At 71.7% G+C, this 17,370-nt stretch carries 20 protein-coding genes; 9 read left to right on the top strand and 11 right to left on the bottom strand.

Translation table 11 applies throughout. The features are described from left to right. Positions 1 to 39 precede the first annotated feature (39 nt). From Q392_RS16015 to Q392_RS16000, 4 genes are read left to right on the top strand one after another with little or no spacing between them, the layout of a single operon-like run. Positions 40 to 1,299 (top strand): aromatic ring-hydroxylating dioxygenase subunit alpha, encoded by a 1,260-nt coding sequence (locus tag Q392_RS16015; RefSeq protein WP_038209865.1) that lies wholly within the window; start codon positions 40 to 42, stop codon positions 1,297 to 1,299. A 2-nt stretch (positions 1,300 to 1,301) separates the two neighbouring features. Next, positions 1,302 to 1,775 carry an aromatic-ring-hydroxylating dioxygenase subunit beta gene (locus Q392_RS16010; protein ID WP_211260244.1) on the top strand — a complete coding sequence of 158 codons (474 nt, stop codon included), beginning with the start codon at positions 1,302 to 1,304 and terminating at the stop codon, positions 1,773 to 1,775. Then, entirely contained in the window at positions 1,772 to 2,149 is a 378-nt protein-coding gene (locus tag Q392_RS16005; protein WP_038209862.1) for a chorismate mutase, read from the top strand. The genes Q392_RS16010 and Q392_RS16005 overlap by 4 nt, the downstream gene beginning before the upstream one ends. Further along, positions 2,146 to 3,114, top strand: a complete 969-nt coding sequence (locus tag Q392_RS16000) for a Bug family tripartite tricarboxylate transporter substrate binding protein (RefSeq protein WP_038209853.1) — start codon at positions 2,146 to 2,148, stop codon at positions 3,112 to 3,114. The genes Q392_RS16005 and Q392_RS16000 overlap by 4 nt, the downstream gene beginning before the upstream one ends. Positions 3,115 to 3,124: 10 nt before the next feature. Here Q392_RS16000 and Q392_RS15995 read toward each other — a convergent pair whose 3' ends face one another. The 8 genes from Q392_RS15995 to Q392_RS15960 all read right to left on the bottom strand — a co-directional run bounded on the left by Q392_RS15995 (position 3,125) and on the right by Q392_RS15960 (position 8,896). Further along, entirely contained in the window at positions 3,125 to 3,946 is an 822-nt protein-coding gene (locus Q392_RS15995; protein ID WP_051953561.1) for an alpha/beta fold hydrolase, read from the bottom strand. Next, complete coding sequence (locus tag Q392_RS15990; protein WP_084217111.1) at positions 3,943 to 4,194, bottom strand: hypothetical protein; 252 nt, start codon at positions 4,192 to 4,194, stop codon at positions 3,943 to 3,945. The genes Q392_RS15995 and Q392_RS15990 overlap by 4 nt, the downstream gene beginning before the upstream one ends. A 38-nt stretch (positions 4,195 to 4,232) precedes the next feature. Then, positions 4,233 to 5,249 (bottom strand): glycerophosphodiester phosphodiesterase, encoded by a 1,017-nt coding sequence (locus tag Q392_RS15985; RefSeq protein ID WP_038209850.1) that lies wholly within the window; start codon positions 5,247 to 5,249, stop codon positions 4,233 to 4,235. Positions 5,250 to 5,290: 41 nt separating this feature from the next. Further along, entirely contained in the window at positions 5,291 to 5,878 is a 588-nt protein-coding gene (locus Q392_RS15980; protein ID WP_051953560.1) for a DUF1439 domain-containing protein, read from the bottom strand. Positions 5,879 to 6,024: 146 nt separating this feature from the next. Next, positions 6,025 to 6,801: an amino acid ABC transporter ATP-binding protein gene (locus tag Q392_RS15975; RefSeq protein WP_038209849.1), complete on the bottom strand. Its 777-nt coding sequence runs from the start codon at positions 6,799 to 6,801 to the stop codon at positions 6,025 to 6,027. Beyond that, positions 6,785 to 7,438 (bottom strand): amino acid ABC transporter permease, encoded by a 654-nt coding sequence (locus tag Q392_RS15970; protein ID WP_038209848.1) that lies wholly within the window; start codon positions 7,436 to 7,438, stop codon positions 6,785 to 6,787. The genes Q392_RS15975 and Q392_RS15970 overlap by 17 nt, the downstream gene beginning before the upstream one ends. A gap of 7 nt (positions 7,439 to 7,445) precedes the next feature. Further along, on the bottom strand, positions 7,446 to 8,102 hold the full coding sequence (locus tag Q392_RS15965; RefSeq protein WP_038209846.1) for an amino acid ABC transporter permease: 657 nt from the start codon (positions 8,100 to 8,102) through the stop codon (positions 7,446 to 7,448). After that, a complete protein-coding gene (locus Q392_RS15960; protein WP_038209834.1) occupies positions 8,102 to 8,896 on the bottom strand; it encodes a transporter substrate-binding domain-containing protein in 795 nt (264 codons plus the stop codon). The genes Q392_RS15965 and Q392_RS15960 overlap by 1 nt, the downstream gene beginning before the upstream one ends. Before the next feature lie 171 nt (positions 8,897 to 9,067). Here Q392_RS15960 and Q392_RS15955 point away from each other — a divergent pair, with 171 nt between their 5' ends. Further along, positions 9,068 to 10,042 (top strand): NAD(P)H-dependent flavin oxidoreductase, encoded by a 975-nt coding sequence (locus Q392_RS15955; protein WP_038209831.1) that lies wholly within the window; start codon positions 9,068 to 9,070, stop codon positions 10,040 to 10,042. 20 nt (positions 10,043 to 10,062) lie between these two features. Here Q392_RS15955 and Q392_RS15950 read toward each other — a convergent pair whose 3' ends face one another. Further along, positions 10,063 to 10,338: a hypothetical protein gene (locus tag Q392_RS15950; RefSeq protein WP_051953558.1), complete on the bottom strand. Its 276-nt coding sequence runs from the start codon at positions 10,336 to 10,338 to the stop codon at positions 10,063 to 10,065. Positions 10,339 to 10,531: 193 nt separating this feature from the next. Here Q392_RS15950 and Q392_RS15945 point away from each other — a divergent pair, with 193 nt between their 5' ends. Next, complete coding sequence (locus Q392_RS15945; protein ID WP_038209829.1) at positions 10,532 to 12,253, top strand: long-chain fatty acid--CoA ligase; 1,722 nt, start codon at positions 10,532 to 10,534, stop codon at positions 12,251 to 12,253. Positions 12,254 to 12,265: 12 nt separating this feature from the next. Here Q392_RS15945 and opgC read toward each other — a convergent pair whose 3' ends face one another. After that, the gene (gene opgC / locus Q392_RS15940; protein WP_051953556.1) at positions 12,266 to 13,474 is read right to left on the bottom strand and encodes an OpgC domain-containing protein; all 1,209 of its coding nucleotides are present in this window, start codon (positions 13,472 to 13,474) and stop codon (positions 12,266 to 12,268) included. 173 nt (positions 13,475 to 13,647) lie between these two features. Between opgC and Q392_RS15935 the strand changes: the two genes are divergently transcribed. Together Q392_RS15935 and Q392_RS15930 are read left to right on the top strand one after the other, a co-directional pair. Beyond that, positions 13,648 to 14,715 (top strand): NAD(P)H-dependent flavin oxidoreductase, encoded by a 1,068-nt coding sequence (locus tag Q392_RS15935; RefSeq protein ID WP_038209826.1) that lies wholly within the window; start codon positions 13,648 to 13,650, stop codon positions 14,713 to 14,715. 89 nt (positions 14,716 to 14,804) lie between these two features. Further along, complete coding sequence (locus Q392_RS15930) at positions 14,805 to 15,716, top strand: DUF3014 domain-containing protein (protein ID WP_038209823.1); 912 nt, start codon at positions 14,805 to 14,807, stop codon at positions 15,714 to 15,716. 10 nt (positions 15,717 to 15,726) lie between these two features. Here the strand turns inward: Q392_RS15930 and Q392_RS31350 are convergent, their stop codons facing one another. After that, on the bottom strand, positions 15,727 to 16,101 hold the full coding sequence (locus Q392_RS31350) for an energy transducer TonB (RefSeq protein WP_051953554.1): 375 nt from the start codon (positions 16,099 to 16,101) through the stop codon (positions 15,727 to 15,729). Between the two features lie 90 nt (positions 16,102 to 16,191). On the opposite strand from Q392_RS31350, the gene Q392_RS15920 reads away from it, so the two are divergent. Continuing rightward, positions 16,192 to 17,304 carry a glycoside hydrolase 100 family protein gene (locus Q392_RS15920; protein WP_084217103.1) on the top strand — a complete coding sequence of 371 codons (1,113 nt, stop codon included), beginning with the start codon at positions 16,192 to 16,194 and terminating at the stop codon, positions 17,302 to 17,304. The last annotated feature ends 66 nt before the right edge of the window (positions 17,305 to 17,370 follow it).

The following is a 17,370-nucleotide window of genomic DNA, read 5'->3' as shown; positions in this document are numbered from 1 at the left end:
GCCCGGCCCTGGGGGCACCATCTACAGGAGACAGCCACGATGAACGACACCGCCGAAGCGGTGCCCATTCGCTGGGAGAGCGAAGGCACCAGCCGCATCCCCTTTGCCGCCTACACCGACGAGCAGCGCCACCGCGAGGAGCTGGAGCGCTTCTTCTACCGCGGCCACTGGTGCTACGTCGGCCTGGAGGCCGAGATCCCGAACCCCGGCGACTTCAAGCGCACGGCGGTGGGCGAGCGCTCGGTCATCATGGTCCGCGCCGCCGACGGGCAGGTCCACGTGCTGGAGAACGTCTGCGCGCACCGCGGCATGGCCTTCTGCCGCGAGCGCCACGGCAACCGCAAGAGCTTCACCTGCCCCTACCACCAGTGGAACTACAACCTCGCGGGCAAGCTGATGGGCGTGCCCTTCCGCCGCGGCGTGCGCGGGGAGGATGGCGAGATGCAGGGCGGCATGCCGGAGGACTTCAAGACCGACGAGCACGGCCTGACGAAGCTCAAGGTCGCCACGCGCGGCGGCGTGGTGTTCGCCAGCTTCGACCATGAGGTCGAATCGCTGGAGGACTACATGGGGCCGGTCATCCTGAAGTGGTTCGACCGCCTCTTCAACGGCCGCCAGCTGAAGATCCTCGGCTACAACCGCCAGCGCATCCCGGGCAACTGGAAGCTGATGCAGGAGAACATCAAGGATCCGTACCACCCGGGCCTGCTGCACACCTGGTTCGTCACCTTCGGGCTCTGGCGGGCCGACAACAAGTCGCAGCTCGTGATGGACGCGCACCACCGGCACGCGGCCATGATCTCCACCCGCGGCACGCAGGGCCAGGCGGGGCAGGCGACGACGGCGGTGTCGAGCTTCAAGGAGAGCATGAAGCTGGAGGACGACCGCTTCCTCGACATCGTGCCGGAGCCCTGGTGGGGCGGACCGACGGCCGTGATGACCACGCTCTTCCCGAGCGTGATCCTGCAGCAGCAGGTCAACAGCGTCTCGACGCGCCACATCCAGCCCGACGGGCATGGCGCCTTCTTCTTCGAGTGGACGCACTTCGCCTTCGAGGACGACAGCGAGGAGATGCTGCGCCGCCGCCTGCGCCAGGCCAACCTGTTCGGTCCGGCGGGCTTCGTCTCGGCCGACGACGGCGAGGTGATCGAGCTGTCGCAGCAGGGCTTCGAGAGCAAGCCCTGGCACCGCGCGCTGGCCGAGCTGGGCGGGCGCACGGCGGAGGACACCGACCACATGGTCACCGAGGGCCTGATCCGCGGCATGTACGAGTACTGGCGCAAGGTGATGGAGAAGTGACGATGCTGAACTTCGAGGAATTCTTCGAGCTGACGCAGCTCTATGCCCGCTACGCCTCGGCGCTCGACGCGGCCGACTGGGACGCCTGGCCCGAGTTCTTCACCGACGAATGCAGCTACCGCCTGCAGCCGCGCGAGAACCACGAGCGCGGCTTCCCGCTGGCGACGCTCTCCTTCGAGAGCAAGGCGATGCTGCGCGACCGCGTCTACGGCATCCGCGAGACGCTCTACCACGACCCGTACTACCAGCGCCACGTGGTCGGTGCGCCGCTGGTGCGCAAGGTGGAGGCCGGCCGCATCCACTGCGAGGCCAACTACGCGGTGCTGCGCACCAAGCTCTCGCAGCTCAGCACGGTGTTCAACGTCGGCCGCACGCTGGACGAGGTGGTGCGCACGCCGCAGGGCCTGCGCTTCGCCGTGCGCCTCGTCGTTTACGACAGCGAGATGATCCCCAACTCCATCATCTACCCGATATGAGCGGCGCAGGCACCGAACCCGACCCGCACGGCCCGCCGCTGCGGCGCTTCATCGACCCGGCCTATGTGCCGCTGTGCCGCGACCTCGCCGAGGTGCGCGAGCGCATCGACGCGCTGGACGCGCAGATCGTGGCGCTGCTGGCCGAGCGCGGCCGCTATGTGCGCGACGCCGCCCGCTTCAAGCACGACGCCTTCCAGGTCTCGGCGCCGCAGCGCCAGCAGCAGGTGTTCGACAAGGTGCGCCGGCTGGCAGAGCAGCACGGCGCGTACCCCGAGGTGGTGGATGCCTGCTACCGCGCGATGGTGGCCGGCTTCATCGCGCGCGAGCAACAGGACCATGCGCAGATGATGCCGATTCAGGAGGGCAAGGCATGACGCTTCGACGTTTCGTTTCCATCGCCGCGGGCGCGCTGCTGCTGGTCGCGTCCGCACAGGCGCAGGACTGGCCGCAGCGCCCGGTGCGCGTCGTCGTGCCCTTCGGCGCCGGCTCCTCGCCCGACATCCTGGCGCGCATCGTCAACGACCGCCTGGCGCAGCGCCTGGGCCAGCCGGTGATCGTGGAGAACAAGCCCGGCGCCGGCGGCAACGCGGGCACCGACCTCGTCGCCAAGGCCGCACCCGACGGGCAGACCTTCCTGCTCTCCGTCAACGCACCGCTGGTCTACAACACGGTGCTGTACCGCAATCTGCCCTACGACCCCTTCCGCGACCTGGTGCCCGTCTCGCTGGCGGCGACCACGCCGAACGTCTGCGCGGCCAATGCGCAGCTCGGCATCGACTCGGTCAAGGGCTGGCTCGACGCGCTGCGCCGCAACCCGGGCAAGTACAACTTCGCCTCCACCGGCAACGGCTCGATCTCGCACCTGGGGGTGGAACTCATCAAGGCGAGGACGCAGTCCTTCGCGGTGCACATCCCGTATGCCTCCTCGGCGCAGGCCGTCACGGCGCTGGTGCAGGGCGACGTGCAGTTCGCCTGCCTGCCGCCGGTGACGGTGATGCCGCAGGTCAAGGCCGGTCGTCTCAAGGCGCTGGGTGTCACCTCGGCCGAGCGCTCGGCGCTGCTGCCCGACCTGCCCACGCTGCGCGAGTCGGGCCTGCCCGACATCCAGGCCGTGCCGTGGTTCGCCTACATGGCGCCCAAGGGCACGCCGCAGCCGGTCGTGGACCGCATGAGCCGCGAGATCGCCGCCGTGCTGGCCGAGCCGGAGACGCGGCAGAAGCTGCTGACGGCGTACTTCGATCCGGTCGGCAGCACGCCGCCGCAGCTCGCCGCCTTCATGCGCGAGGAGCTGCAGCGCTGGAAGCCGGTGATCGAGCGCGCGGGCCTGAAGCCGGACTGACGGCCCCGCCTCAGGGCGCGGCGCCGTCGTGCCGGTCGAGAAAGGCGGCGATCAGTCCCACCACGCGCTGCGGGTCCTCGCGCTGCGGCACGTGGCCGATGCCTTGCAGCAGCTCCACCTGCACGGGGCCCGCGCAGCCCTGGCCGATCAGCGTGGCGTGGCGGGTGGTGCCGTACTCGTCCTCTTCGCCGTGGATGGCCAGCGCCGGCACGCGCACCTGCGGCAGCAGGTCGACCAGCGTCCAGTCGGCGAAGCGCGGCGAGAGCCAGGTGTCGGTCCAGGCGCGCACCACCCAGGCCGCCTTGTCGCCGTGGTATTTCGCCAGGCGCTCCAGTTGCAGCGGGTCCTTGAACTGCTCGCGCGCCACGCGGATGCCCTCCAGCGTGCGGTCCTCGGCGAAGACCTGCGCGGCGATCGTGACCAGCGCGCGGCAGGGCGTGGGCTGCGCGGCCGCCGCGCAGATCGCCATGCCGCCGCCCACGCTGTGGCCCAGTGCGACATAGGCGTCCAGCCCGAGCTGTTCGCACAGGGCCGGCAGGACCAGGCGCGCCTCCTCGGCCACGAAGCCGAGCGCGGGCAGGTCGGGCCGCGGGTCGGAGCGGCCGAAGCCCCAGCGGTCGTAGGCGATCACGCGCCGGCCCGTGGCCTGTGCCAGCAGCGCCGGGAAGTCGCGCCACAGCGCCACGCAGCCGAGCGAGTCGTGGAGCATGAGGATCGGCGCCGCGCCGGCGGCCGCCGCCGGCTGCCATGCGCGGGTGAACAGGCGCCCTTGCGGGAGCGCGACCCATTGGTCGTGCACCTCGGGCGGCAGGGTGGGGGGCGTGGCGGTCATGGGTTCGACGGACGGGAGTTCAGCGTGGCGCGCGCCTTGTCGATCCACAGCTGAAGGCTGTCGAGCAGGTCCTTCTGGCTGAAGGAGCAGCTCTCCTCGCTGAAGAGCGCGCTGGATTCGAGGCGGTCGAGCAGGTTCAGCAGCACCTCGGCATAGCGCGGCGGCAGGGCCTGGTGCAGCGGGGTGGCGTGGCGGGCGGTGTCGCACAGGCGGCCGACGACAGTGCCGTCGCGGCGCGCGGCGTCCAGGTGCCGCGCGATGGCGTCCAGTGCGTCGAGGGGCGCGCTCAATTCTTCAGCCCCCGCGGCAGCGCCATGCCGCGCTCGCGCATCAGGGCGCGCAGCACGTCGGGCTCGTCGGTGATGAGGCCGTCCACGCCCAGGTCGATCAGCCGGGCCATGTCCTCGCGGCGGTTCACGGTCCAGGGGATCACCTGCTGGCCCAGCGCATGGGCCTCGGCCACCTGCGCCGCCGTCAGGTCGGCGAAGGCGGGCGCCCAGGTCACCGGGCCGGTGCCGCCGGCCGCCGCGGCCTGCACCAGGCGGGGCGTCGAGCCGGCGTCTTCCACGCGCAGGCCGCCCGTCCAGCGGGCGTCGCGCAGCGTGCGCGGGCTGGTGAGGAAGGCGCGCGCGAGCTGCGGCGTCTCCTGCGCCACCAGCGCGAGCGTGCGCCAGTCGAAGCTCTGGATCGTCACGCGCGGCGCCACGCCGGCGCGGCGCACCTCGGCCAGGATGGCGCGCACCATCGGCTCCGGCGCGGCGCTGGCGGCAGGGCGGGTGGGGTCGGTCTTGGTCTCGATGTTGAAGCGCAGGCCGTCGGCGCCCCTGCTGCGCGTCAGCTCGAACAGTTGCGCCAGCGTGGGGATGCGCTGGCCGTCGCGCGGCGCCTGGCGCGGGAACTGCTGGCCGTACTTCGTCGCCGGGTTGGTGCGGCCCACGTCGTAGGCCTGCAGCTGGGCCAGCGTGAGCGTGTGGATCGCCGGGCCGGCCGCCGCCAGCCAGCGGCCCTGTGCGTCGCGCGTGTGGTCGGGGTTGAGGGCGGCGTCGTGCGAGATCACGGGCACGCCGTCGGCAGTGAGGGCGATGTCCAGCTCCAGCGTGCTGACGCCGATCTCCATCGCGCGCTCGAAGGCGGCCAGCGTGTTCTCGGGGACGAGGGCGCGGCCGCCGCGGTGGGCCTGCAGGTCGAAGGGGCTGCCGCGCTTCGCGGCGGAGGGCGCGGCGGGCGTTGCGGCACAGCCCGGCAGCAGCCAGGGTGCCAGCAGGGCCGGGGCGAGGAGGGCGGATCGGCGCGTCGGGTTCATGCACGGCATTCTGCCGCCGGCGCGCGGCGGCCCCGCGGCACTCAGCGCAACTGCACCTTGATGCCGTCGTCCAGCACGGTGATGTCGCCGATCTCGTAGGTCTTGCGGCCCACGGTCAGCTCCTCGGGCCTGAAGGTGTGCAGCGGCTGGCCCTGCAGCGCCTCCTGCGCCACGGCGGCGCCGACGCGCTGCAGGCGCACGGCGTCCTGGCCGCCCAGGCCCTCCAGCTCCACCCGCTCGGCGCGCGGCTGGTCCAGGCGCAGCGTCAGGGCCGGCGCGTCGTAGCGCAGGGCGCTGCTGATGGCCAGCCAGCCGCCCACCGTGCCGGGGTCGAGGAAGGGGCTGGCGATGGCCACGCGCAGGGTCAGCGCGGCGCGGTTGGCGGCGGGCTGGAGGCCGAGCCGCGGGTCGGACAGCTGCACCGTGAACAGCCCGCCGTAGCCTTGCTGCAGGGGGAAGCGGCGGCGTACCTGGGCCTCCAGCTCGGCGCGCGTGGCGGTGTACTCGCTGGTGAAGAAGTTGAAGCCGGCGCGGGCGGGCAGCGCAATGGCGGTGGCGGCGCCGGCCAGGCCGGTCAGCAGCGTGCGGCGGTGCAGGAGGGCGGGGGCGGGACGGGCGGCGAGCGGCATGGCCGCTTCGATTGTGGGGACTGTGAGCGGTTCCCCGAACGGCGGCGCGTCAGGTCGCCTTGAATGAACCCCGACCGTTCACGCTGAGCCTGTCGAAGCGCGGCACCAGGGCTTCGACAGGCTCAGCCCGAACGGTGCGTGCCGTCTCAATCGTGCAGCGACGAAAGAAACTGTTTCAGCTCCGGCGTCTTCGGGCTGCCGAACAGTTCCGCCGGCGGCCCCATCTCGTGCACGCGGCCCTGGTGCATGAAGATCACACGGTCGCTCACCTTGCGCGCGAAGTTCATCTCGTGCGTGACCATCAGCAGCGTCATGCCCTCGTCGGCCAGCGACTCGACCACGCGCAGCACCTCGCCGACCAGCTCGGGATCGAGCGCGGAGGTGATCTCGTCGCACAGCAGCACGGCCGGCTCCATCGCCAGCGCCCGCGCGATGGCCACGCGCTGCTGCTGGCCGCCGGAAAGCTGGTCGGGCATGGCGTCGAACTTCTCGGCCAGGCCGACGCGGGCCAGCAGCTTCCTCGCCTGCGCCTCGGCCTCGGGCTTCGCGCGCTTCTTCACCAGCGTCGGCGCCAGCATCACGTTGCGCCCGACCGTCAGATGCGGAAAGAGGTTGAAGCTCTGGAAGATCATGCCCACGCGCTGGCGCAGCTCGCGCATGGCGGCGGCGCTCTCGTGCAGCAGCGGCTTGGCGTCCACGGTGAGCGCGCCTTCCTGGAACTCCTCCAGCCCGTTGATACAGCGCAGCAGCGTGCTCTTGCCCGAGCCGCTCTTGCCGATGATGGCGATGACCTCGCCGCGCAGCACCTCCAGGTCGATGCCCTTGAGCACCTGGTTCGCGCCGTAGGACTTCTTCAGCGCGGTGATGCGGACGATGGGCGCACCGGGCTCCACGTGGGTCGGTGCATCAAGGACGGCTGCCACGGGTCTTCCTTTCGAGGTGCCTGGCGTAGAGGCTGACGGGGAAGCACAGCGCGAAGTACATCAGCGCCACGCAGGCGAACACGGTGAAGGGCCGGAAGGTGACGTTGGCGATCATGCTGCCGGCCTTGGTCACCTCGACGAAGCCGATCACCGAGGCCAGCGCCGTGCCCTTGATGACCTGCACCAGGAAGCCGACGGTGGGCGCGATGGCGATCCTCACCGCCTGCGGCAGGATGACGTGGCGCAACTGCTCGCCGAAGCCGAGGGCCAGGCTGCCCGAGGCCTCCCACTGCCCCCTGGGGATGGCGGCCACGCAGCCGCGCCAGATCTCGGTGAGGAAGGCGCTGGTGTAGAGCGTCAGCGCCACGGCGGCCGCCGTCCAGGCCGAGACCTCCACGCCCAGCAGCGCGATGCCGAAGTAGGCCAGGAAGAGCTGCATCAGCAGCGGCGTGCCCTGGAAGAGCTGCACGTAGCCGGCGGTGAGCTTCTCCGTCAGCCGGCCGCCGCGCAGCCGCAGCGCCAGCAGCAGCGCACCGACGATGCCGCCGCCGACGAAGGCGATCAGCGAGAGCACCACCGTCCAGCGCAGCGCCAGCAGCAGGTTGCGCAGGATGTCCCAGAGGGTGAATTCGCCCATGCCGCGCTCACCGGCCGAAGAAGAAGCGCGGCCCCGCCCAGTCGAACAGCCGGCGCACGGCGATCGACAGGCCCAGGTAGACCAGCGTGGCGACGATGAAGGCCTCGAAGGCGCGGAAGTTGCGGCTCTGGATCAGGTTGGCGGCGTAGCTCAAATCTTCCACCGAGATCTGGCTGCACACGGCCGAGCCGAGCATCACGATGATGATCTGGCTGACCATCGCCGGCCACACCTTCTTCATCGCCGGCGGCAGTACCACGCGCAGGAAGACCTGGGCGCGGGTCAGCGCGAGGCTCACGGCCGCCTCGATCTGCCCCTTGGGCGTGGCCTCGATGCCGGCGCGGACGATCTCGGTGGCGTAGGCGCCCAGGTTGAGCACCATGGCGATGATCGAGGCTGCCTCGGGCGTGAGCTTCACGCCTGCGGCCGGCAGGCCGAAGAAGATGAAGAACAACTGCACGATGAAGGGCGTGTTGCGGATCAGCTCGACGTAGGTGCCGACGATCCACTTCAGCCAGCCCGGCCCCCAGGCGCGGGCCCAGGCGCAGGCCACGCCCACCGCCATGCCGAGCACGGTGGCGATGGCCGTCAGCCCGAGCGTCCAGGCCACGCCCTTGAGCAGCAGGGGCCATTCCGCGAGGACGGCCCAGAAGTCGAAGCTCATCAGACGGGCAGGTCGCCGGCGGGCTTGCCGAGCCACTGCTTCGACAGCTTGTCCAGCGTGCCGTCCTTCTTCGCCGCGGCGATGATCTCGTTGACCCTGGCCTTCAGCGCATCCTCGCCCTTGGCGATGCCGACGAAGCAGGGGCTGTCCTTGAGCAGCAGCTTGAACTCGGTGTTGATCTGCGGGTTCTTGCGGATCATCTCGGCCGCCACCGCGCCGCTCATCGCGATCACCTGCGTCTGCCCGGCCACGTAGGCGGCCACGGTGGCGTTGTTGTCCTCGAAGCGGCGGTAGTCCACGCCGGGCGGGGCGGCCCTGTTCAGCTCCTGGTCCTCCATCGCGCCGCGCGTCACGGCCACCGACTTGCCCACCAGGTCCTTGAAGTCCTTCACCGGCATCGTCTTCTTCGCGAACACGCCCTGGAAGAAGGGCGCGTAGGCCGACGAGAAGTCGATCACCTTCTCGCGCTCGGCGTTCTTGCCCAGCGTGGAGATGACCAGGTCGGCCTTCTTCGTCTGCAGGTAGGGGATGCGGTTGGCGCTGGTCACCGGCACCAGTTCCAGCTTCACGCCCATGCGGCTGGCGATCAGTTTCGCCGCGTCGATGTCCAGGCCCTGCGGCGCCATGTCGGTGCCGACGAAGCCGTAGGGCGGGTAGTCGGTCGGGATGGCGACCTTCAGCGTCTTCGACTTCATGATGTTGTCGAGCGCGTTCTGCGCCTGGGCGGCGCCGGCGGCGGCCAGCGCGGCGGCCGTCAGCAGGCCGCCGGCGAACAGGCGTCGGGGGATCTTCATGGCAAGGCTCCGGGGTCGTTGGAAGAGAATCGCCTGCCTGCAAGCACGAGGCGTGCCACGCGGCCCGCGCACCGCCCGCCGGCTGCCTTGTCGCCAGCGTGGCAGCGCGCCCCGCCCCGTCGTGGCGATGATCGGCGGGTTTGCTCAACCCCCACCCTCGGGAGACACCGCTTGAAAACCCGCATCACCGAACTCTTCGGCATCCAGCACCCCATCATCCAGGGCGGCATGCACCACGTCGGCTATGCCGAGCTGGCCGCGGCCGTCTCCAACGCCGGCGGGCTGGGCATCATCACCGGGCTGACGCAGAAGACGCCCGAGCTGCTGGCCCGCGAGATCGCGCGCTGCCGAGAGATGACGGACAAGCCCTTCGGCGTGAACCTCACCTTCCTACCCACCTTCGCCAAGCCGCCGTACCCGGAGTACATCGCGGCCATCATCGAGGGCGGCGTCAAGGCCGTGGAGACCGCCGGCCGCAGCCCCGAGGAGCACATGCCGCAGCTCAAGGCGGCCGGCATCAAGGTGATCCACAAGTGCACCTCGGTGCGCCACTCGCTCAAGGCCGAGCGCATCGGCTGCGACGCGGTGAGCGTCGACGGCTTCGAGTGCGGCGGCCACCCGGGCGAGGACGACGTGCCCAACTTCATCCTGCTGCCGCGCGCGGCCGAGGAATTGAAGATCCCCTTCGTCGCCTCCGGCGGCATGGCCGACGGCCGCAGCCTGGTGGCGGCGCTGGCGCTGGGCGCCGAGGGCATGAACATGGGCACCCGCTTCATCGCCACCAAGGAGGCACCGGTGCACGAGAACGTGAAGCAGGCGATCGTCGCCGCGTCCGAGCTGGACACGCGCCTGATCATGCGCGGCCTGCGCAACACCGAGCGCGTGCTGAACAACGCCGGCGTCGAGCGGCTGCTGGAGATCGAGCGCGAGAAGGGCGCCGCGCTGAAGATCGAGGACATCTTCGAGCAGGTGGCCGGCATCTACCCCAAGGTGATGGGCGAGGGCCACATGGAGGCCGGGGCCTGGAGCTGCGGCATGGTGGCCGGGCTGATCCGCGACGTGCCCACCGTGAGGGAGCTGGTCGACCGCATCATGGCCGAGGCCGAGGCCATCATCCGCCAGCGGCTGGAAGGCTTCCTCGGCTGAGGCCGCGGGCGCTCAGCCGCTCAGCGCTTGTCGCCGCCCATGTTCCGCCGGGCACGCTCCAGCGGCGGGCCGAGGTCGGTGTCGACGACGCCGCGCTCGACATCTTCCAGCGCACGCCGGCCCTTCGTGGACGGCCGCCCGTCGCGCATCTGCTGGCTGTCGCTGGACTGGTCGCGTTCGTGCGGCAGGCGCGGGGCCCGCTGCGTCCCTTCTCCGGACTGCTGCTCGACCTTCGTCCTGCCCCGGTCGTCGGGCGGCGGGTTTCCGCCGGGTGGCGAGGTGTTGGTGGGGCTCATCGCGGCGCTTCCTTGGCGTTCGCCACCATGGTGGCGCGGGCGCTGCCGCGCACAGGTAGGACGGCGCGGACCGCAGGCGTAGGCCGTCCGGCGGGCGTTCGGCGTCACCCAGGTGACGCCCGGCGGGGCTTCCCCGCATGCCCCGCGACGGGCCCTCGGCGTACGCTCGGCGTCTTCACGGAGACCGCCCGCAATGCCCATCCCTGCCGAGATCCAGGAACGCCCCCATCACCGCTTCTGGCCCAAGCGCCTGCCCTACCAGATCACGCTGCCCGCCACCTCGCTGTGGCACAACCTGAAGACCTCCGCCGAGCGCTACCCGGACAAGCCGGCGCTGGTGTACTTCGACCGCGTGACCACCTACCGCGAGCTGGCGGCCCAGGTCGATGCGCTGGCCGGCGCGCTGCATGCGCTGGGCGTGCAGCGCGGCGACCGCGTGCTGCTGGACATGCAGAACACGCCGCAGCTCGTGGCCGCGCATTTCGCCATCCTGCGCGCCAACGCGGTGGTGGTGCCGGTCAACCCGATGAACCGGGCCGAGGAACTGAAGCACTACATCAGCGACCCGGACGCGAAGGTCGCCATCACCACCGCCGACCTGGCGCCCGAGCTGGCCAAGGCCAGCGGCGCGCTGCCGCCGGGCGAGCGCCTGGCGCACCTGGTGGTCAGCCAGTTCACCGACGCCTTCGACGCCGCCGCGGCCGACACGCCCGCGATGGCGCCGGCCTGGCGCGACTGGCTGCTCCCCACGCGGCCCCTGCCGCAGCTCGACGGCGGCGAGGTCCACGCCTGGGCCGAGCTGATCGCGCGCAACGCGCCGCCGCCCGAGCACACCGCCGGCGCCGACGACATGGCGCTGCTGCCCTACACCAGCGGCACCACCGGGCTGCCCAAGGGCTGCATCCACCACCACTCCAGCCTGATGCACAACGCGGTGGCGGGCCAGATGTGGGGCTGCGCCAGCGCCGAGACGGTGGTGCTGGCGGTGGTGCCGATGTTCCACATCACCGGCATCGTGAGCATGATGCACACGGCCATCCTCGCCGGCGCCACGCTGGTGCTCATGCCGCGCTGGGACCGCGACGTGGCCGGCCACCTGATCTCGAAGTGGAAGGTCACGAGCTGGACCAACATCCCCACCATGGTCATCGACCTGATGGCCAGCCCCAACTTCAAGGACTACGACCTGTCCAGCCTGATCTACATCGGCGGCGGCGGGGCGGCCATGCCGCAGGCGGTGGCGCAGCGGCTGCTGGAGGAGTTCGGCCTGGCCTACCAGGAGGGCTACGGCCTCACCGAGACGGCGGCGCCCTCGCACAGCAACCCGCCCGACCACCCCAAGCAGCAGTGCCTGGGCATGCCCTTCATGAGCGTCGACGCGCGCGTGGTGGACCCGGAGACGCTGCAGGAGCTGCCGGTGGGCGAGTCGGGCGAGATCATCATCCACGGACCGCAGGTCTTCCAGGGCTACTGGAAGCGGCCCGACGCGACCGACGCCGCCTTCATCGAGTTCGAGGGCAAGCGCTTCTTCCGCTCCGGCGACATGGGCCGGATGGACGAGGACGGCTACTTCTTCATCACCGACCGCCTCAAGCGCATGATCAACGCCAGCGGCTTCAAGGTCTGGCCGGCGGAGGTGGAGCTGCTGATGTTCCGGCACCCGGCGATCCAGGAGGCCTGCGTCATCTCGACCAGGGACGCCTACCGCGGCGAGTCGGTGAAGGCGGTGGTGGTGCTGCGCCCCACCCACAAGGACACCACGGCCGAGGACATCGTCGCCTGGTGCCGCGAGAACATGGCGGCCTACAAGGTGCCGCGCCAGGTGCAGTTCGCCGACGCGCTGCCCAAGAGCGGCAGCGGCAAGGTCATGTGGCGGCTGCTGCAGGAGGCGGAAGAGGCGCAGCAGAAGGCCTGAGCGGCCGCGGCCTCAGTGCCCGGCCGCTGGCGCGTGCCGCGGCGTGGGGCAGGTGCCGCGGCGCTTGCCGCTGCGCCGCTCGTGCCGCTGCACCGCCCACGCCACCGCGTACATCGCGCCGAACACCGCGGCCAGCATCAGCACGTCGCCCCACCAGGGACGCACGTGGTGGTCGCCGCCCCACAGCGCCTGCACCAGCAGCACCGCCACCAGGTGCGTGCAGAAGACCGACAGCGAGGCCGAGCCCATCGTCTCCAGCCAGGTCATGCGCGGCAGCCGCGCCAGCCAGGCCGGACCGTAGTGCAGGGCGACGATGCCGATGGCCACCAGGTCCAGCACGCGCAGCGGCGCCAGGCGCCACTTGTCGAACAGCAGCGTGTTCAGCGCGTGGTGGTCGGCAAAGGGCGCCTGTCCGCCGGGCCCGAGGTGGCGCCACAACAGGCCGGCCGCGGCCACCGCCACCGCTGTCCGCACCCACGGCGCCGGCAGCGCGATCGGCCGCGCGCCGGGCGCCGAGCGGCCCGCGCCCAGCGCCAGGCCGCCGAACCACAGCGCCTGCCAGGCCAGGGTGTCGAAGGAGCCCGTCTCCGCGTACGGCACCGGCACTTTCAGCCAGCCCTGCATCACGGTGGCGTACAGCCAGGGCGTGGCGTCCAGCTGCGCCGCCAGCCAGCCCAGCGCCGACAGCGCCAGCGGCAGCCGCCAGCCGTGGCGGAAGGCCCAGGCCATCACCCACGGGCTCATCAGCATGAAAAGGATGTACATCGGCAGGATGTCCAGCAGGGCAGGCTGGTACACCAGCGCCAGCGCGAAGGCGAAGGCCTCGCGCGGATGGGCCAGGTAGTAGAGGATCAGCTCCCGCGCGCCCGGCGACTGCAGATGCACCTTGAGCGCGAGCGCGGTGATGACGGTGAACAGGAAGAGCAGCAGCGCCGCCTGGCTCATGTAGAGCGTGACGGCGCGGCGCCAGAAGGCCTGCTGCATCGCATCGACCCCCTTCGCGTAGCCGATGCGGCCGTACACCAGCCCGCAGACGAAGGCCGACAGCAGCACGAAGCCCTCTGCCGCCGAGACGAAGCCGAAGGGCTGGCCGACCGGGTCGGTGAGCATCGTCGGCACGTGCGTGAGCGTCATCAGCACGAGCATCAGGCCGCGGGCGGCATCGATCTCGTGGTAGCGGCGGGCGGCGGGCAGTGCGGCGGGCGTGGCTGGCGAGGGCAAGAAGAGGGCTCCGGGGTGAGAGAGAACGACCTGCGTTCGGCGCGCGAGTTCCCACAGCCTGCCAGCGATACGCGCATGGGGTTGTCGGACCGCGGCGCGAACCGGCCTGCGCGGCAGGTCGCACAATCGTGGTGCAGGCCGCGCCCTTCGTCCGCCGCCAGGAACCGACACGCATGCTTTCTTCTTCCTCGTCCCTTGCAGCCCTGCTGGGCACCGAATTCCCGCTCGTGCAGGCGCCGATGGCCGGCGTGCAGGGCAGCCGCCTGGCCATCGCCGTGAGCGGCGCCGGTGCGCTCGGCTCGCTGCCGTGCGCGATGCTGTCGACGGAGGCGATGCGCAGCGAACTGGCGGCGCTGCGCGACGCGCTGGGCGAGCGGCCCTACAACGTCAACTTCTTCTGCCACCAGGCGCCGGTGCCCGACGCCGCGCGCGAGGCGGCCTGGCGCGAGGCGCTGGCGCCCTTCCTGCGCGAGTTCGGCATCGACCCGGCCGCCATCCCCGCCGGGCCGGGGCGCAACCCCTTCAGCACGGAGGCGGCCGAGGTGCTGGCCGAGTTCCGCCCGCGCGTGGTGAGCTTCCATTTCGGCCTGCCCGCGCCCGATCTGCTGGCGCGGGTGAAGGCCTGGGGCGCGGTGGTGCTGGCCTCGGCCACCACGGTGGAGGAGGGCCTGTGGCTGCAGGCGCACGGCGCCGACGCGGTCATCGCCCAGGGGCTGGAGGCCGGCGGGCACCGCGGCCACTTCCTCTCGCACGACCTCACGCGCCAGCCGGGCCTGTTCGCGCTGCTGCCGCAACTTGTGGCGCAACTGCGCGTGCCGGTCATCGCCGCCGGCGGCATCGCCGATGCGCAGGGCGTGGCCGCCGCGATGGCGCTGGGCGCCGCCGGCGTGCAGGTGGGCACCGCCTGGCTGCTGTGCGACGAAGCGACCACCACGCCGCTGCACCGGGCGGCGCTGAAGTCCGAGGCGGCGCGCCACACGGCGCTGACCAACCTGTTCACCGGCCGTGCGGCGCGCGGCATCGTCAACCGGCTGCTGCGCGAGGCCGGCCCGATGAGTGCCGCCGCGCCCGAATTCCCGCTCGCCACCGCCGCCATCGCGCCGCTGCGCGCCAAGGCCGAAGCGCAGGGCAGCGGCGACTTCTCGCCGCTGTGGTCCGGCCAGAACGCCACCGGCTGCCGCGAGGTGCCCGCGGCCGAGCTGGTGCGGGCGCTGGTCCGGGGCTTCGGCCGGGCCGGCTGAGGCGCCGGCTCACAGCCCGTTACGGAACCTCCGGCGCACACGCGCTCCAATGAGAGGCTTTTTGCTCGAGCACGAAAGGAACCGCCCGGATGACTGACCGCGAACCCGACTTCCGCCCCCGCGCCGGGCACCCCGTCGGCCTCTATGCCCTGGTGCTGATCGTGCTGCTGGCCGCGGGCTGGTTCGGCTGGCGCTGGTGGCAGCAGCGCGAGGCAGAAGGCGCCGCGCCGCCGGCCGCCGCCGTGCAGCCGCCGCCGGAGGCCACGCCCGACGCGCCCCCCGCCACGCCGCCCGCCGCCTCGACCGAGCCGCAGAATCAGGTCGACGAGATCGCCCAGCCCGACGCCGACCTGCCCGCACTGGCCGATGCCGACGCGCGCGTGCGCTCCGCGCTGGACGGCCTGCTGGGCGCGAAGAGCGTCGGCACCTTCCTGCAGACCGAGGGCTTCGCGCGCCGCTTCGTCGCCACGGTGGACAACCTGCCGCGCGAGCATGCGCCGGTGCAGGCCTGGCCGGCGCGGCCCACGCCGGGGCGCTTCGCGCTGGCGGGCGAGGGCGAGCAGCGCACCGTCGCACCCGACAACGGCGCGCGCTACACGCCCTTCGTGCTGTTCGCCGAGGGCGTGGACGCCGGCAAGGCGGCGGCCCTCTATGCGCGGCTGTACCCGCTGTTCCAGCAGGCCTACGAGGAGCTGGGCTACCCCGGCAAGTACTTCAACGACCGGCTGGTGGCCGTGATCGACCACCTGCTGGCCGCGCCCGAGCCGGCCGAGCCGGTGGCCATCCGCGTGGTGGAGGTCAAGGGCGAGGTGCCCAGCGAGAAGCCCTGGGTGCGCTACGAATACGCCGACCCGAAGCTCGAATCGCTCTCGGCCGGGCAGAAGGCGATGATGCGCGTCGGGCTGGTGAACGAGCGGCGCCTGAAGGCCAAGCTGCGCGAGCTGCGCGGGCACGTGGCCACCGCCAAGGTGGGCAGCGGCGCGCAGGGCGCCCGGCCCTGAGGTCGGCGCCTCACGGCACCGCCCCGCCGCCGACGATGCCGAAGGTGAACGGCACCTCGCGCCACACAGCCTCGGCGCCCGGGGTGGGGCGGAAGCGCCATTGCATGACCGTCTCCAGCGCCGCGCGGTCGAGTCGGGCGAAGCCGCTGGTCTGGTGCAGTTGCGCCTCGCGCGGGCGCCCGTCGGGGCCGGTGAGCACCCGCACCACCACGCGGCCCTGCTCCCTGGCCTGGATCGACGCCGCGGGGTAGGGCGCGCTGGGGCGGTGTTCCGCCTCGGCCGGGGCGTCGGCACGGACGGCCGGCGTGGTGCCGGCGCAGCCGGCGGCGAGGGCTGCCGCGGCGAGACAGGCCAGCAGTGGCGCAGGAACGGATCGCTGAGGCATGGGTGCAAGCGGGTGGGCGTCGCGGGCTCGCCAGCATAGCGCCCGCCGCAACGACAATGCGGCCCGCGCGCGCCGGCCGCGCCTTGCTGCATGACATCCACCGACCCTGTTCCGAACACCCTCATCGACGAAGCCACGCAGGCCTCGCTCGCATTGCTCGAAGCCAACCTCACGCCGCACGGCATCCTCGCGGCCAGCCGCACCGAGGCCGCGGCGGCGCGCCGCTACACGCGCATCTTCGGGCGCGACGCGGCCATCTGCGTGATGGCGATGTGCGGCAGCGGCGTGCCGGCGCTGGAGCGCGGCGCCGTCGCCAGCCTCGACGCGCTGGCCGCGCAGCAGGCGGCCAACGGCCAGATCCCGAAATACGTGGACCCCGAAGGGCAGGACGCCGACTTCTGGTACCTCGGCTGCATCGACGCCACGCTGTGGTGGCTGATCGCGGTGGACCACGTGCGCCGCCACGGCGACGTCGGCGCGCAGCACTGGGAGCGCGAGGCCGCGCTGGCCATCCGCTGGCTGCAGGCGCAGGAGCACCAGCACTTCCGCCTGCTGCAGCAGAACGAGGCCAGCGACTGGGCCGACATCATGCCGCGCTCGGGCTACGTGCTTTACACCAACGCGCTGTGGTTCGAGGTCAAGCGCCGCTTCGGCCTGGACCATGCCGACGAGACGCGCCACCACTTCAACCACCTGTTCAACCCCTTCCAGCGCGACCTGCCCGAATACCACCGCGCCCGCCTGCTGCGCCACTACGCGCGGCGCGGCCGGCGCGATCCCGGCCTGTACCTGAGCTTCGTCAACCTGTCCTTCGTCGGCGACGAGGGCGACGTGTTCGGCAACCTGCTGGCGCTGATCGGCGGCCTGGCGAACGAGGCGATGGCGCACCGCATCGTGCGCGCCATCGACGCCGCGCACGCCGCCGAGCCCTGGCCGGTGCGCGTGACGCTGCACCCCATGGCGCCCAGCCACCCGCTCTGGCGTGCCTACATGGGCCGGCACCAGCAGAACCTGGCGCACCAGTACCACAACGGCGGCCTGTGGCCCTTCGTCGGCGGCTTCTGGGTGATGGCGCTGGCCCGGCTCGGCCTGGCCGAGCGCGCCTGGTTGGCGCTGGAGCAGCTGGCCGAGGCGAACGCGCGGGACGGCTGGCGGTTCACCGAGTGGTTCCATGGCCGTATGCGTCCGGCCAACCCACATTGAAGTTCGATAGCCGGCCAAGGATGCTTGTGTCCACGGACTTTTGCGTGGACACATGGACACTTTGGA

Origin of the sequence: Xenophilus azovorans DSM 13620 (genome assembly GCF_000745855.1) — a bacterium.
Lineage (GTDB): Bacteria > Pseudomonadota > Gammaproteobacteria > Burkholderiales > Burkholderiaceae_C > Xenophilus > Xenophilus azovorans.
Note: the sequence above shows the minus strand (reverse complement) of the source record. Positions and strands in the feature narration are given on the sequence as shown.